This is a genomic window from Bacillus sp. SIMBA_074 (assembly GCF_046534555.1).
Taxonomy (GTDB): Bacteria; Bacillota; Bacilli; order Bacillales; family Bacillaceae_G; genus Bacillus_A; species Bacillus_A mycoides.
The window spans coordinates 1-16,396 of sequence record NZ_JAWRYM010000023.1 but is presented as its reverse complement, the minus strand read 5'-3'; the positions used below and the strand labels follow the sequence as shown (position 1 = coordinate 16,396).

Here is a 16,396-nt window from a genome sequence, read left to right as displayed (position 1 = left end):
ATTTGGTTGGAAGGAGATTATTACGAGGTGAAAAAGAAAAAAGAGAAAAGCGGTAGAGCACTACCTATACGATTAAATATTTTATTCTTTTGTGTGTTTTTATTATTTTCTGGAATTATAATCCAGTTAGGTAAAGTACAAATTTTCGATGGAGAAACATATAAAAATGAAGTAGAAAAAAGAGAGAATGCAACTGTTAATCTTACAGTACCACGCGGCAAAATTTATGACCGTGAAGGTAATCCAGTTGTTGACAATAAGTCTTTACGTACGATTACATATACAAAGGTGAAAGGTGTAAAAGCGGAAGAAATGTTAAAAACCGCAAGACAACTTGCAGCCATAATTGAAATGCCGCAAGAAGATATTGATAAGTTAACCGAGACTGATAAGAAAGATTTTTGGATGCAATTAAATCCAAAACTTACTCAAAATTTAGTATCTAAAAAAGAAATAGAGAAGTTTAGAGAAAAGGATATTAATGGAAAAGATCTAGACAAAAAAATAGAAGATTTAAAAAGAAAGCGCATCACAGATAAAAATCTTCAAGAATTAACAGCCACAGATATAGAAGTGTTAGCTATTAAAAGTAAAATGACTTCAATGGCACCTCAAATTATTAAAAAAGATGTTAGTGAAAAGGAATATACTGTGATTAGTGAAAATTTAGCAAATCTCCCAGGTGTAGACGCATCAGTTGATTGGGAAAGGCTCTATGTAAATGATGGCTTATTCCGTTCAGTTCTTGGAAATGTTTCGAATGCTGATGAAGGATTACCACGTGAACGATTAGATTATTATTTAGTGCGTGAGTATAGCCGGAATGATCGTGTTGGGAAAAGTTACATCGAACAGCAATACGAAGATGTGCTTCATGGTACGAAAAAAGAAGTAAGAAGTATTGCTGATAAACAAGGTAATACAATTAGAACGGAAACAGTTTCTGAAGGAAAAAGCGGCAAGAATTTAACTTTAACAATAGATATGGAATTACAGAAAAAAGTAGAAGAGAGCATAGAAAAAATATTAAAGGCCTATAAAGGTTCAGAATCGATGTTGGACCGTGCTTTCGTTGTAATGATAAATCCGAAAAATGGTCAAGTATTATCAATGGCAGGGAAAAAATTAGTAGAAAAAGATGGGAAAACAGAAGTTGAAGATTATGCTTTAGGTACGATGACAAGTTCATATGAGCTTGGATCAACTGTTAAAGGTGCGACAATATTGACTGGTTTCGAAACGAAAGCTATAACACCAGGTACTTACTTTTATGATGCGCCTATGAAGTTTAAAGGAACTAAGGAGAAAAAGTCTTGGAAAGATTTCGGGAATATTGATGATCTAAGAGCTTTACAAGTTTCTTCTAACGTTTATATGTTTAATACAGCATTAAAAATTGCAGGTGTGGATTATGTTAGAAATAGTTCACTAGATATTAAACAAGAATACTTTGATAAAATGAGATATTATTTCAGGCAATTTGGTTTAGGTGTTCCAACGGGTATTGATTTACCTAATGAAACAGCTGGACAAATTGGGAGAAAAGATAATCAACCGGGTTTCTTATTAGACTTTTCTATTGGCCAGTATGATACGTATACACCACTTCAGCTTGCACAGTACATTGCTACTATTGCAAATGGTGGTTATCGTATGAAGCCACAAATTGTTCAAGAGATTAGAGAACAAACTGCGCAAAAAGATGAAATCGGTAAAGTGGTTCATTCATTAGAACCAGTTGTTTTAAATAGAGTAGATATGAAAGAAGATTACATAAATCAAGTAAAAGAAGGATTTAGGAGAGTATTTCAGGAAGGAGATGGAACGGGAGTAAGGGCGTTCCAAAAAGCACCATATAAACCAGCCGGTAAAACAGGGACAGCACAGACAGTATATGGTGGAGAAAGTGACATAGGTAGAAATGATAAAGGTGAACGTATAAAATGTTATAATTTAACATTAGCAGGATATGCGCCATATGACGATCCAGAAGTAGCATTTTCTGTTGTTGTGCCATGGGTTATAAATGATAAATCAGGTATTAACTCTGATATTGGAAAAGATGTTTTAGATGCTTATTTTGATTTGAAAAATAAGCGATTAACTGGCGAAGCACCAAAAATAGATGACTCTAAAGAGAATTAAAATATACGAAACGTCTCTAGCAATTATATGAACTAGAGACGTTTTTTACATACGAATAGATTAGAAATGAGGTATCTATGAAGCAATTGATTCTAAAAGATTGGAGAAAAATATGTAGCTATATTTTAATTATAATAGGAATTATTTTTATTAATAAGTTATTTTTATTTCGTATGGTAGAAGGAATTTCGATGCAACCTACTTTGAATGAGAATAATCGCATACTAGTTAATAAGGCTAGCACCTATTTTTCTTCTTTTCATCATGGTGATGTTGTAATAATAAAAAAAGAAGACTCGCCTACATACTACGTGAAACGAATTATTGGATTACCAGGGAATAACATACAATTAAGAGACGATGAGGTATATATTAACGGTAAAAAGCGTGATGAGTCGTATATACAGTTAGATATGTCACAAGTATCAAATCGTTTTTCAAACTGTAGAGAAATGAAAGTTCCCACGCATAAATTATTTGTGTTAGGTGATAATCGAAATCATAGTAAAGATAGTAGGAATACGCTTGGACTAATTGATGAGTCAAATATAATAGGTAAAGTGAAAATGGTATATTATCCATTTGATCAAATAAAATGGTTAAAATAATTCTATTAGATATGCACGTTTTATAAAATAAATCATATATTGATAGCATAGGACAAGCAGAAAAGCTTATCCTAACCTCACAGAACACTCCTTATCACAGTTAGGCATCTACATTTTATGTAGATGCCTTTTTCAATGTCTGATAATTATTTATCAACCTAAAGTAGTAAGTATATTGGGACTATTAAGGGAAGATTGCTTGTAATAATAACAGTACGATTAATAAGAAGATTGAATTGTAAGGAGTGAGAAATAAGTGATGAATATTTTAATAGTTAATTTCCCTGCAGAGGGACATGTAAATCCTACATTAAGTTTAGTAAAGGCCTTTACTGAAAGAGGTGATAACGTACACTATATTACAACGGAAAGCTTTAAGGAAAGGCTTGAAGTTTTGGGAGCCATTGTACATACTCATCCGGATTTATTAAAGGAGATTTCTATTGATAATGAAACTTCATATGGATTAAAATCTTTCTTTCATGTACATGTTCAAACTTCTTTATACATATTAGAAATTACGAAACGATTATGTAAAAGCATTAATTTTGATTTCATAGTTTATGATATATTTGGTGCTGGAGAGTTAGTAAAGGAATATTTACAAGTTCCAGGCATAGTTTCCTCTCCTATATTTTTAATTCCACCAGTATTATTGGAAACCTTGCCTTTTCATCCAAATGCAGAAATACAATTCCAACCCGATGAACTCTCTGAAAAGTTACTGTATCAAATGGAACATGAATTTGGAGTAAAGCCCAAAAATAATCTTCAATTTATGCATAATAAGGGAGATATTAGTCTCGTGTATACAAGTCGTTATTTTCAACCTAATAGCGATTCGTTCGGAGAAAACAATGTTTTTATTGGGCCGAGTATTATAAAGCGCAAAACAAATGTAAAGTTTCCACTTGAATTGCTTTCAAAAAAGAAAGTTATTTATATTTCAATGGGAACACTTCTTGAAGGGCTCGAACCATTTTTTAATACTTGTATTGATGCTTTTTCAGACTTTGAAGGGATAGTTGTAATGGCAGTAGGTGATAGAAATGCTATTTCAAAAATAAAACCAGCACCGGACCATTTTTTAATAGCTCCATACGTACCTCAGTCGGAAATATTAAGCGAAGCAGATGTATTTATTACACATGGCGGAATGAATAGCGTACACGATGCAATCCATTACAATGTCCCATTTGTTATAATACCGCATGATAAAGATCAGCCTATGATAGCGCAAAGATTAACTGAGCTTGAGGCAGCACATAGATTATTGAAAGAGCATGTTAATGTACAAACTTTAAAAAAGGCGGTAACAGACGTTCTTTCAAATAAAAAGTATAAACATGGCATTCAAAAACTGAATGAAAGTTTTTTAGAGTGTGGTGGTTCCAAAAGAGCCATTGCAGTTATTGATGCTCTTTTATATTATTATCCAGCAAATTGTACAGCAGTATTCGCATGTAAATAAGCAGTATCAAAAACAGGAACAGATAGATCATTTTGGGAAATGAGCAAAGGAATTTCCGTACAGCCAAGTAGAATTCCTTCAGCCCCATTATTAATTAATGAATTGGTAATTTGTATTAGTTTTTCTTTTGATGTTTCTGAAATAATTCCTCTACTTAATTCATTTAATATGACGTGATGGATAAAAGTTCTTTCCTCGTCATTTGGGATGATTGTCTCAATGTTATATTTTGCTAGTCGTGATGTATAAAAATCTTGTTCCATCGTTTGTTTCGTTCCTAATAATCCGATCCGTTTTATATTCTGTTCTACCATTTCTTTAGCACTTACATCACCGATATGAAGAAGTGGGATTGATATTGCTTGTTCTACTTCCTCAGCAAATAGATGTACAGTATTAGAACACATTAGTAAACATTCAGCTCCAGAGTGTTCTACTTTTTTTGCTACTGCGACTAATTCATTTTTCACTTCTTCATATTGATGATTTTGTAATAATGTAGTTACTTCACCAAAGTCCATACTATATAAAACAAGTTTCGCATTTTGATCATATTTAGAGAGAGTCAGTGTATTAATGTGTTTATAGTACAACGATGTTGATTCCCAACTTAGTCCGCCAATTAAGCCAATTACTTTCATCATGCATTCCTCCCGTAACAATTTTGAATTTATTATTTCATAATTCCGATAAGAATACAATGATTTAAGTGAACTATTTATCGAAAAATAAAAATAGTAAGAAAAGTATTGAAATTTTTTATTGTTAGTGCCATAATACAGATTACAAATACATACTTATCCAGAGAGGTAGAGGGAACGGCCCTTTGAAGCCTCAGCAACCCCTATGTAATTACATAGGAAGGTGCTAATTCCGCAGAGGACACTATGTGTCTTTTGAAAGATAAGGGGATTCTTGTACGTGAAAGAAAATGACCTCTTATTTAAGAGGTCATTTTTTGTTGTATAGAAAGGAAGTGTCGATGCATAATTCATTTTCAAAATAAATATAGAGTATTAAAAGTTGAATAATACGAGAGGGGAATTGTAATGAACAAATTAACGACAAAGCTAGTAGTAGCTATTGGAATTGGAGCAGCTTTATACGGGGTATTAGGGCTTTGGGGATTTTCTATCGCGCCGAATACATTTATTAAACCCGCATTGGCTATTTTAACAGTTTTTGGAGCGTTATTTGGCCCGGTAGCAGGGCTTTTAATAGGACTCATCGGTCATACCGTTACAGATACGATCGCTGGTTGGGGTATTTGGTGGGGATGGGTTATTAGTTCAGGTATTATTGGTTTTGCAATGGGACTCATACAAAAAAGAGTTGGTTTTAGTGTAAAACATGGAACGTATAATAACCGTGATATTTCTTATTTTGCAATTGCAGGGTTAATTGGTATTGTCATAGCAATTATATTTGCTGGAGCATTCGATATTATTGTGATGGGAGAACCGTTTGACAAAATAGTTATACAAGTACTAGGCGCAACAATTGCAGACGTTATCGTATTTTTAGTTCTTGGCTTACCAATCACGATCGGTCTAGCGAAATCAAATAAGAAACATACACATTTAAAAATTGAAAAGTAGGGATGAATACATGCAACCAATTATTTCTTTTGAACAATTTACCTTTCAATATAGGCATACCACGCAGCCTACTTTGAAAAATATTACATTTCAAATATATCCTGGGGAAAAGGTACTTATCGCTGGACGAAGTGGTTCAGGTAAGTCAACATTAGCTCATTGTATAAATGGGCTAATCCCATTTTCTTACGAAGGGATAAGTACCGGTAACATTTTAATAGCTGGAAAGGATCCGAGAAAAGGTAGTGTTTTTGAACAGAGTAAACACGTAGGGACAATATTACAAGATCAAGATGCACAATTTATAGGCCTTACTGTCGAAGAGGATGTAGCATTTGCATTAGAAAACGATTGTGTAAATCAAATAGAAATGAGAAAGATTGTTACGGATTCTTTAAAAAAGGTAAGCATGCAGGAGTTTCATGCACAAAGTCCACATGAATTATCAGGAGGTCAAAAACAGACAGTCTCTCTTGCAGGTCTGCTAACGACAAATGCAGATATATTATTATTTGATGAACCGTTAGCTAATTTGGATCCTGCATGTAGTTTGAATACTATAGAACTCATTAAAAATATACATGAGAAATATAATAAAACAATTGTAATTATTGAACATCGAATAGAAGAAATTTTAAACCTTGATTTAGATAAAATTATTTTAATAGATGAGGGAGAAGTTATTGCCATTGGTTCACCGGATAGTATTTTAAATTCTAATATATTACCAAATATCGGACTAAGAGAACCTATTTATATAGAGGCGCTAAAGAAATTAAATTTTGACAGTAATAATGTTAAGGTATTTCCAATTGAAAATCTTCGTAATGCAGGCGTTCATAGCCTATTAAAGAACTGGCTGCAGAAACAAGTTCCATCAAAAAATAAATATATTAAAAAAACTTTATGCAAGATAGAAAATTTATCATTTACGTACAATAACAAACATACAGCCTTAGAAGATATCAACCTTTCAATAGGAGAGGGAGAAATAGTAGCGTTATTAGGTCATAATGGAGCAGGGAAATCGACATTAGCTCATACTCTTATAGGAATAAATAGAACAAAGAATGGGAGAATAACATTCGATGGAGAAAATATAAATTCTTGGTCTATTCGTAAACGCGGGGAAGTTATTTCTTACGTTATGCAAAACCCAAATCAAATGATTACACAGCCTACTGTTTTAGAAGAGGTTTCATATTCATTAAAATTAAAAAAGGTTTCTAAAGATGAGATTGAGACAAGAGTCGAAAAAGTTTTAAAAATTTGTGGATTATATCCATTTCGTAACTGGCCAATTCAGGCATTAAGCTATGGACAAAAAAAGAGGCTTACTATTGCATCTGTACTTATAACAAACCCAAAACTTATTATATTAGATGAGCCGACAGCTGGACAAGATTATTACCATTACAAACAGTTTATGTCATTTATTAGAAAACTGGCTGAAAGGGGCATATCCTTTATTATTATCACACACGATATGAATCTTGCTTTAGAATATGCAGATCGAGCGGTAGTTCTGCATGAAGGGAAAATTATTGCAGACAATACTGTATCCGCTGTATTAGGGGATCAAGGAACGTTACAAAGAGCTAATCTACGGGCGATTTCATTAATAAAACTAGCGAAATTAAGCGGAATTTCAACTCCAGAAACGTTTGTGAAACTTTATATTGAGGCTAATAGGAGGGAGGAATATGCATAATACGTATTTTTATTGTATGGATGGTGCAATTAAATTATCTTTATTTATATTTTGTACGACACTTACTTTTTTATTTTTTGATTTTCGTATATTGCTAATGTTATTTATTGTTGGATGTATCGGCCTCTTAATTGCAAAAATTCAATTGCGTAAAATTATAGTTATTTTCAGCGTTATATTTACATTTAGTTTATTAAATTCCGTTATGATTCTTTTCATTACGCCCACTCATGGATCGGAATTAACGGGATCGTATACCTCTTTTTTTTATATAGGTTATGCAACAATTACATATGAAACTTTATTTTATGCAGCTACACTTGCATTGAAATATTTTACGTTATTACCATTTACACTTCTTTTTATTTATACAACCCATCCAAGTGAATTTGTAAGTAGCTTAAATAAATTTGCTATTCCTTATAAAATTACATATGCAATAAATATTGCACTGCGTTATATACCAAGTATTCAATCTGAATATATAATCATTAGACACGCGCAGGAAGCAAGAGGCGTACCTTTTGAAAAAGGAGAAGCGAGCTTGTGGATTCGTATGAAAAACCGTGTTTTAATTTTTTGGCCACTTATTATTCATTCATTAGAAAGGATTGATACTGTTTCAAATGCAATGGATTTAAGAGGTTTTGGAAAAAAGGATAAACGAACGTGGTACTATGCAAAAGACGCACAAAAGGAGGATTACATCACACTTTTTGTTGGTATTATCATTTTGATTATTGCAGTTTACTTAAAGCTGAATGTATTCCAAAGCTTCTGGTACCCATTTTAAAGCACTCTCAATAGAGTGCTTTTACTAATTTTTATGAAGACATGCTCAAAAAAGGGAGATATACATACTGTATAATACGAACCAGTTAAAATGATCAACTACCTATTAGTTTTCAAACCAAAAGGAGGAAAAAATATGAGTTTCGGCGGTTCTTGTGGTTTTGGTGGAGGTTTCGCTTTATTAGTTGTGTTATTTATTTTATTAATTATTGTTGGATGTAGCTGTTGGAGCTAAGGGTACTAATTTCTAATTAGTCTCTTCTAAATGTAAATTAAAAAAACATAGCAGATACTTTTTGTATCGAAATAAAAAAGGAGCCATTATGCTCCTTTTTTATTTATTATGCAACGTGCTCTCATTATTATATTTTGGGAATGTAATAGTTAAAGTAGTTCCTTTATTAACGATACTTCGGATTTTTAAACTGCCTCGCATCGTTTCAATAATTTTAACAGCAACCATCGTTCCTAAACCCGTACCTTTCGTTTTTGTACTAAAATATGGTTCGCCAAATCGATTAATTTGCTCTTGCGACATTCCAACTCCACTATCTTGAATCCTTATTATGACCTTATTATTGCTAACAGTTGCAGAAATAATTAGATTACCGCCACATGGCATTGCTTCTATACTGTTTTTTATTAAATTTAAAAAACATTGATGGAAGTGCTGTGTATTACCAATAATTGTTCCCTCTGAGAACTCTTTTGTAATATTAATATTATTCATGTTACAAAAAGGCAACATCATATTAATAACTCGATTTAACTCGTGCTCCATTGAAATATGATCTAGTTTTTCTGAAGCTGGTTTGGCAAAAGTTAAGTAATCATCAATAATTGCTTGTGCACGATTTAACTCTTCAAGAATATGTTCAATATACTTATCTTTGGATTGTTGAGTTATATTGGGTGTTTTTAAAAGTTGTGTAAATCCTTTTACAACAGTCAATGGATTCCTTACTTCATGTGAAATACTTGCAGCGAGTTGGCTGACAATCTCCATTTTTTCAACTTTTATTAATTTTGATCGCATAAATATTGCATCTTTTAAAACCTCATTAAAATAGACCATAAATAATATTAAAATAGTTGGTAATAGAATGAAATAAATAATGTACAAATTATTCACTTCAAAATCTGATAGAGTTAAAACAATTACTGTTGTAAATATTGCAAGGAAAAAAGTTAAAAACATAGATGAAGTTACTTTTATTTTCCTATTGTATGTATTAAATTTTGATGATGCGAATGCTGTAATTATTAACATCGTTCCATAAACAATGATTGTTAACAGGCTAAAACCATAAAACATAAAACGTATTATTAATAAAATCATGAGTAATGCAATACCGACTGGAAATCCACCATAAAGTGTACCAATTAAAAAGGGGATTTGTCTTAAATCGTGAATATAATTTTCATCCATATAGATGGGATACCGCATACATAAAATTAGTGGGATACTCGTACAAAGAATGATAAGTAGTTTCTTATATTTCTTCCCGAAGTACCCACTATCATAAATAAAATAAAAAACAAATATACTGCTTAAAATATAAAGAAGATTATTTAAAACATTTTGATTAATGTAAACAAAGTTCATAATACATGCCCCGTTATCCTGAATTTCAATCCCATATGTATTATACATTATAAAAGTACAAGTTTTACATGTACTTTTACAATGTATGTAGTTTTTATAGATTTTCAGTGTTATAGGCTTTTAACCATGCATTATTAAACTCTTCCATTGACGCATAGCGCCCACTACGATTTTCATTTACAGCACGGTATGCTACTTCATATAAGCCTCCACTAGCTTCCCATTTCATAAAGGAACGATCTTGCCCGCCACCTAGTAGTGTAAAAGCTATAGCCCCCATATTAAATACGTTTGTTTGTCCGTCTATTATAGAGTTAAGTTGAAACTCTTCAGGTGACATAAAACGAGATGACCCCCACATTCGTCCCATCTTATTTACATACGGCTTTTTACTGTATAAATCAATATCACAAATTTTTGTTTCATTAGTTTTAAAATTGTACAAAATACTACCGTCATAAAAATCAATAGCTACATAGTGTTTGTGTTCAACGTAAGTATGGAAATTAAAAATAGAATTTAATGAAATCAGTCTGTCTTTAACGGATAATTTCTTATATTTATAAAATGGTGAGTTAGGATCATTGTATTTTGCTGGGGGTGGGAAACTCCAGTGCGAGTGAAGACATTCACCGTCAAACCAATCGAAAATTAAAACATATCCATGCTGTACAGGGTAGTGATCAATTAAATTTATAAGAGAAACGTGTTTTAATTCATTGTATATAGTAACTGAGCTTTTTAATCTTTGTATAGCTTCATTTGTAGAAGCATTATATGCGAGTGTTTGTGCCCCTGCATATTTTATAAAGTTCTTTTTCCCATTCTTTTCAACACCAAAACTTATATTACCGGAATCTTGTTGGTCAAAAACCGCAAATACTGTACCTAGTTTTGTAAGCCAATCAAAATTATGATGTTTTTTTAGTTGGAATGTTATAGTATCTAACTGAATTTTAACTGGAATATCTTTCATAATTCACCTCAAATTTAATATAATTAAGTTGTCCATTACAGTATTCGACATATTTTGTGAAATCCCTATATTTATAAATTTAAATTTTATAAATATAATAATATATAGTTATAAGGAGGAAAGCAAATGGATGGAAAAATCATAATTAAACCGTACCAACAATATTGGCATACAGAGTTTTTAAATGAAAAAAATAAACTTGTGCCGTTACTCCATGAAGATATTATTGCTATTGAACATATAGGAAGCACAGCCGTAGAAGGGTTAGGGGCTAAACCTCTTATTGATATGATGATCGGCGTAACAAATTTACAAATTACCAAAAATTGGAGGGAAGCCCTAGAAGAAATTGGCTATGAATGTGTTCCTAAAAAAACACCTAATTGGCGTTTTTTTAGAAAAGGTAAATGGAGAGCTGGTACCCACCATTTACATGTTTATATTTATAATAACGAGGAATGGAGGAACAACATTTTATTTCGAGACTTTCTAATAAATCATGAGTGGGCACGTGAAGAATATAGAGTATTAAAAGAGATGCTTGCTGCTGCATATCCTTTTGATCGTGTTTCATATACAAATGCAAAAGCACCGTTTATTTGCAACATATTAGAATTGACCAAAAAGGAGATAAATAAAATATAAGTAGTTTGCAGATTCTCATTTTATTTTAATCTTTCTCTCATGTTATTCTCTCTTTTACTTGATACACTGCTGATTATAGAGCTTTTGAGTCAAAAGGAGATTATATAAAATGGAGAAAATACTTAGAAATAAATATTTCCATATATATGTTAAAATAATCGGTATTACTATTATTGTTTGTAGTGTAGAATTGCTATTTATTAATGTTTTGTACGGGAATGTATTAAATGTACAATGGCTAAATAAGAAATTAGGTTCTTTAGGTGAATACGGGGTAATTATAGCTGCATCATTATGGTTCTTACGTCATATATGGTTATTTTTAAAGAAGAAACATATTCACAGATTTAAAATAATTAAAGAGCTATATCTTTTTATAAAACATTTTCACGTATTAATTGGATACGCTGTAATAGCTGTTGCGACTACTCACGGTGTTTACTTTTTAATAAAAGGAAGTCGGCATATTATGCTAGTATACAGTGGTATATTTTCTCTTTTAACCTTAATAGCATTAGGGATTGCGGGATTTGTTTTACAACAAACTAATAAGAAAACGAAATTGATAATGTATCGAAAAACACATCAAATCATTGCAGTCATATTCGGAATAGAATTACTTATTCATTTAATCGTATAGGAGGAAGTATCGTTGCAACATATACTAATTATTGAAGATGAGGAAAGCTTAGCAGATTTTTTAGAATTAGAATTAAAGTATGAAGGATATAAAGTAGATATACAACTTGATGGAAGAAAGGGATTAGAAGCAGCACTTGAAAATAGTTATGACCTCATTTTACTTGATTTAATGTTACCAGGATTAAATGGACTGGAAGTATGTCGTCGACTAAGAGCAACTAAAAATACACCTATTATAATGTTGACTGCTCGTGATAGTATTATGGACCGTGTGACAGGGTTAGATAGTGGAGCTGATGACTATCTTCCAAAACCGTTTGCGATTGAAGAACTGTTAGCACGTATGAGAGTGATTTTTAGGAGAGAAGAAAATACAGAGCAAAAGCACGCATCATTTCTTTCGTTTAAAGATCTACAGCTTCAGATTGAATCTCGAACTATAACTAAAAGAAATGAAGAAATTGAACTTACAAATAAAGAATTCGAGCTACTGCTTATGTTTATGAAAAATATTAATCGAGTTCTTACCCGTGATATTTTACTGGACCAAGTATGGGGATATGATGCAATGGTTGAGACAAATATAGTCGATGTATATGTTCGTTATTTACGTAATAAGTTACATAGTTTAGATAAAGAGGAGTATATCCAAACGGTCCGCGGTGCTGGATATATAATGAAATGATAAAAAACATTATGTACCGAATTAGAAATCTACCTATAAAGTGGAAATTAACACTTTGGTCCACTACACTAGTATTCATTTTGTTTATTTTATATAGCGCGTTACAATTTGTTGTAATTAATAAGTGGACTATAGATTATGAACAGAAACAAATAAATAGACAAGTGACAGAAATAGCGGCATATTTTCAAGATAAAAATGATACGCTATCGAGCAAAACATTTGAAAACAGTAATGAATTTCTTAACAACATGATTGATAAACATCAAATGATTCGTATTATCGGAAATGATGGGAAACCCATTGTTACTGTTTCGCGAGATTTTAATGAATCGTGGATAGAACCAAAAAATGTTACACAAGATGAATCATTTATAAAAAGACATATAGAAGATCGAATATTAGTTGAGCGCATACCAATTCAAACAAAAAAATTCACGGGAACTATTGAACTTACGAAAAACTTAGAGACATTTGATCATTTATTAAAAATTATCTTAGTGGTAATGGTTATCGCAGGGATATGTGGATTAGTGTTTAGTTTTTTAGGCGGGATACTTATAACGAAAAAGCTTTTATCAAGTGTTCAAAACATAACGGATACGATGAAGCGGATTAAGAAAAACGGACTAAATGAAAGGGTTCTAGTACGAGAAAATAATGATGAACTCGCAAAATTATCGATTCTTTTTAACGAAATGATGGATGAAGTAGAAACTTCTTTTACACAGCAAAAACAGTTTGTAGAAGACGCATCACATGAATTAAGAACACCATTAACAATTATTCAAGGACACTTATCAATGCTGAATCGATGGGGGAAAAATGATTCAGCAGTATTGGATAAATCTCTTCAATCCAGTCTGAAAGAAGTAGATCGATTAAATAAATTAGTTTCAGAATTGCTAGAGCTATCAAGAGCTGAATCAGAACAGATGCATCTAATAGCAGCCGAACGAGTCCATGTTAATAGCGTATTAAATCAAGTTGCACAAAACTTTGCAGTACTTCAAACTGACTTTCAATTTGATATGAAATTAGATGCAGATGAAGCATATGTTTCAATGCCCTCATCTTACTTAGAACAAATTATTATTATTGTAATGGATAATGCAGTGAAATATACAAAAGAAGTAAATCAGTATATTTGTATTGAATCAAGTTTACAATCGGGAAAAATTAAAATTTGCATAATAGATCATGGAGCGGGAATACCTGAAGCAGATTTACCTTTTGTTCTTAATCGCTTTTATCGAGTTGATAAAGCGAGAAGTCGAAAACAGGGTGGAAATGGTCTGGGTCTATCTATTGCCAAAAGGCTTGTAGAAAAATATAACGGAACTATTCAATTAGAGAGTAAAGAAAATGAAGGAACAATTGTTACGATTACATTCCCTTATGCTACACATTAATAGTTAAAGGTAGAAAATTCTTTTTGAAAAAGCTCTTTAAAGGAGGAATACATTTTGTATTTCCTCCTTTTTTGATGCTTAGTAATCAAATTATTTTATTTATTTCGATATTTCTAGTACATTGAAAGTATTAAGGGGGAATAATTAATGAAAGCTATTGTACATCAACATAAAAAAGGATTAAAAGGTTTAGAATATAAATTATTACCTGAGATAACTCCTAAGGCTGGGGAAGTGAAAGTGAAATTAAAAGCAGCAGGTTTAAATCATCGTGATTTATTTATAATGAATAATAGAAAAGAAATGGAATTACCTTTAATTTTAGGATCAGATGGTGCAGGTATTGTTACGGAATTAGGAGAAGATGTTTCAAATATCACACTACATACAGAGGTTATTATAAACCCTAGTGTTGGATGGAATAATACTCACGAAATACCAGAGTTACCTGAAGTACTAGGTGGACCAGCCGATGGAACGTTTGCCGAATATGTTATTGTGCCAGCTGAAAATGTAGTAAAAAAACCAACATATCTTACGTGGGAAGAATCTGCTGTGTTATCTTTATCGGCATTAACTGCATATAGAGCGCTTTTTACAAAAGGCAGATTGAAATCTGAAGAACATGTTCTAATTCCCGGAATTGGCGGTGGTGTAGCTTCTTATGCTATGTTATTTGCTAAAGCAATTGGAGCAAAGGTGAGCGTTACTTCAAGGATAGAGAGTAAAAGAAAGGCTGCAGAAAAATATGGAGCAGACTTTTCTTTTAATAGTTCTGATAATTGGGAAGAGTGCTTACATGGAGAAAAAGTAGATTTAATTATAGATAGTATAGGTCCAGCGACTTTCTTAAAATATTTTGATATATTAAAACCAAATGGAAGAATCGTTAATTTTGGTGCAAGTTCAGGAGATAAAATTGAATTACCGTTAAGAGCATTATTTTATAATCAAATCAATATTATGGGAACATCAATGGGAAGCAGTGAGGAATTTAATGAGATGATTCATTTTATAGAAGAACATAATATTAAACCAATCATTGATAAAGTATATCCATTAGAAGAAGCAATTCAAGCTTTAAATCGAATGCAGCAAGGAGAACAATTCGGTAATATTGCCCTTCGTATGGAATAAGAATATGATTTCATAACTAATATATTTAAATGAATATGTTATGTATTATATCCATGCATAGAGTGTTCACCATACTATTTAAAATGGTTTACAACCTTTATACATATTTAGCTCGTGTAAATAGTTACACCATTGTCAAATGAATAGTAGCAAAATGAGAATTTGATGAGAAAAGTTTAAACCCATTTTCATATTGATGTTGTATACTGTGTAAATCAAGAACGCTTGTATCTTTATTTAAAGTACAATGAGAAAAAATAAGGAGAGAGTAATATGAATTACACAGTATTTCAATGGATTAATAACTTTGCTGGATCATCCAAGCTATTAGATACGCTAATGATCGCTATTACAAATAGTGCTGCATATGTAGCTATTCTATTTATGCTTATCCTATGGTTCAATAATGGAAAGAAAGAGAATGCAATTAGAAAACAATATACAGTGTTATATACGACACTTTCAGTTAGTATTGCATTATTAGTAAATGTTCTTATACATGCGGTATATTACCATCCGCGTCCTTTTATAACACATCATGTCAATCAATTAGTACCGCATGCAGCAGATTCATCATTTGTAAGTGATCATTCTGTACTCGTATTTTCGATTGCTTTCGTATTTATTCTTAGAGGAGAAAAACTTAAATATATCGCGTTAATATGGGCAGTATTAGTCGGTATATCACGTATGTACGTAGGCGTTCATTATCCTCTAGATATACTTGGTGCTGCGTTCTTAACATTTATTACAAGTGGATTAGTAATGCAAAGTGCACGTATATTTGAACCGTTAGTTCGTTTTATTTTCAAAATGTATGCACTAGTAGCAAAACGAGTTCCTTTTTTAGCGAAATATAACCATATAGCTTAATAAAAAGAACCTACAAAGTAAAATGTACCCTATAGAATAGACACTGAAAAAAAGTCTATTCTATAGGGTATTTCTTGTATAATGAGAGAAAATTG

16 protein-coding genes and 1 riboswitch are annotated in these 16,396 nt (G+C 31.7%); of the genes, 13 read left to right on the top strand and 3 right to left on the bottom strand.

Translation table 11 applies throughout. From position 1 onward, the window contains the following. Positions 1-27 precede the first annotated feature (27 nt). The 3 genes from SB773_RS21090 to SB773_RS21080 all read left to right on the top strand — a co-directional run bounded on the left by SB773_RS21090 (position 28) and on the right by SB773_RS21080 (position 4,224). Positions 28-2,145 carry a peptidoglycan D,D-transpeptidase FtsI family protein gene (locus SB773_RS21090; RefSeq protein WP_410591896.1) on the top strand — a complete coding sequence of 706 codons (2,118 nt, stop codon included), beginning with the start codon at positions 28-30 and terminating at the stop codon, positions 2,143-2,145. A gap of 77 nt (positions 2,146-2,222) precedes the next feature. Further along, entirely contained in the window at positions 2,223-2,753 is a 531-nt protein-coding gene (gene lepB / locus SB773_RS21085; protein ID WP_410591894.1) for a signal peptidase I, read from the top strand. 256 nt (positions 2,754-3,009) lie between these two features. Next, the gene (locus tag SB773_RS21080) at positions 3,010-4,224 is read left to right on the top strand and encodes a macrolide family glycosyltransferase (protein ID WP_410591892.1); all 1,215 of its coding nucleotides are present in this window, start codon (positions 3,010-3,012) and stop codon (positions 4,222-4,224) included. On the opposite strand, the gene SB773_RS21075 is transcribed toward SB773_RS21080, so the two are convergent. Further along, the gene (locus SB773_RS21075) at positions 4,185-4,868 is read right to left on the bottom strand and encodes an aspartate/glutamate racemase family protein (RefSeq protein ID WP_002085241.1); all 684 of its coding nucleotides are present in this window, start codon (positions 4,866-4,868) and stop codon (positions 4,185-4,187) included. The genes SB773_RS21080 and SB773_RS21075 overlap by 40 nt on opposite strands. 150 nt (positions 4,869-5,018) lie before the next feature. Further along, positions 5,019-5,134: riboswitch (SAM riboswitch) on the top strand. 139 nt (positions 5,135-5,273) lie between these two features. Here SB773_RS21075 and SB773_RS21070 point away from each other — a divergent pair. From SB773_RS21070 to SB773_RS21055, 4 genes are all read left to right on the top strand, one after another. Continuing rightward, positions 5,274-5,822 carry an ECF-type riboflavin transporter substrate-binding protein gene (locus tag SB773_RS21070; protein ID WP_002013166.1) on the top strand — a complete coding sequence of 183 codons (549 nt, stop codon included), beginning with the start codon at positions 5,274-5,276 and terminating at the stop codon, positions 5,820-5,822. Between the two features lie 10 nt (positions 5,823-5,832). Then, positions 5,833-7,533 carry an ABC transporter ATP-binding protein gene (locus SB773_RS21065; RefSeq protein ID WP_410591889.1) on the top strand — a complete coding sequence of 567 codons (1,701 nt, stop codon included), beginning with the start codon at positions 5,833-5,835 and terminating at the stop codon, positions 7,531-7,533. Further along, positions 7,526-8,326 carry an energy-coupling factor transporter transmembrane component T family protein gene (locus SB773_RS21060; protein WP_410591887.1) on the top strand — a complete coding sequence of 267 codons (801 nt, stop codon included), beginning with the start codon at positions 7,526-7,528 and terminating at the stop codon, positions 8,324-8,326. Before SB773_RS21065 ends, SB773_RS21060 begins: the two co-directional genes overlap by 8 nt. 135 nt (positions 8,327-8,461) lie before the next feature. Next, positions 8,462-8,560 (top strand): YjcZ family sporulation protein, encoded by a 99-nt coding sequence (locus tag SB773_RS21055; protein WP_000007808.1) that lies wholly within the window; start codon positions 8,462-8,464, stop codon positions 8,558-8,560. A 99-nt stretch (positions 8,561-8,659) separates the two neighbouring features. Here SB773_RS21055 and SB773_RS21050 read toward each other — a convergent pair whose 3' ends face one another. Together SB773_RS21050 and SB773_RS21045 are read right to left on the bottom strand one after the other, a co-directional pair. Continuing rightward, positions 8,660-9,979, bottom strand: a complete 1,320-nt coding sequence (locus SB773_RS21050) for a LytS/YhcK type 5TM receptor domain-containing protein (protein ID WP_410591884.1) — start codon at positions 9,977-9,979, stop codon at positions 8,660-8,662. A 46-nt stretch (positions 9,980-10,025) separates the two neighbouring features. Beyond that, positions 10,026-10,907: a protein kinase family protein gene (locus tag SB773_RS21045; RefSeq protein ID WP_410591882.1), complete on the bottom strand. Its 882-nt coding sequence runs from the start codon at positions 10,905-10,907 to the stop codon at positions 10,026-10,028. Positions 10,908-11,033: 126 nt separating this feature from the next. Between SB773_RS21045 and SB773_RS21040 the strand changes: the two genes are divergently transcribed. From SB773_RS21040 to SB773_RS21015, 6 genes are all read left to right on the top strand, one after another. Beyond that, positions 11,034-11,552 carry a GrpB family protein gene (locus SB773_RS21040; protein ID WP_410591880.1) on the top strand — a complete coding sequence of 173 codons (519 nt, stop codon included), beginning with the start codon at positions 11,034-11,036 and terminating at the stop codon, positions 11,550-11,552. A 109-nt stretch (positions 11,553-11,661) separates the two neighbouring features. Next, the gene (locus SB773_RS21035; RefSeq protein ID WP_410591878.1) at positions 11,662-12,192 is read left to right on the top strand and encodes a hypothetical protein; all 531 of its coding nucleotides are present in this window, start codon (positions 11,662-11,664) and stop codon (positions 12,190-12,192) included. Positions 12,193-12,204: 12 nt separating this feature from the next. After that, on the top strand, positions 12,205-12,879 hold the full coding sequence (locus SB773_RS21030; protein WP_410591876.1) for a response regulator transcription factor: 675 nt from the start codon (positions 12,205-12,207) through the stop codon (positions 12,877-12,879). Then, complete coding sequence (locus tag SB773_RS21025; RefSeq protein WP_410591874.1) at positions 12,876-14,291, top strand: HAMP domain-containing sensor histidine kinase; 1,416 nt, start codon at positions 12,876-12,878, stop codon at positions 14,289-14,291. Before SB773_RS21030 ends, SB773_RS21025 begins: the two co-directional genes overlap by 4 nt. Positions 14,292-14,438: 147 nt before the next feature. Then, positions 14,439-15,428 carry a zinc-binding dehydrogenase gene (locus SB773_RS21020; RefSeq protein WP_410591872.1) on the top strand — a complete coding sequence of 330 codons (990 nt, stop codon included), beginning with the start codon at positions 14,439-14,441 and terminating at the stop codon, positions 15,426-15,428. A gap of 273 nt (positions 15,429-15,701) precedes the next feature. Then, positions 15,702-16,301: an undecaprenyl-diphosphatase gene (locus SB773_RS21015; RefSeq protein WP_107886846.1), complete on the top strand. Its 600-nt coding sequence runs from the start codon at positions 15,702-15,704 to the stop codon at positions 16,299-16,301. The last annotated feature ends 95 nt before the right edge of the window (positions 16,302-16,396 follow it).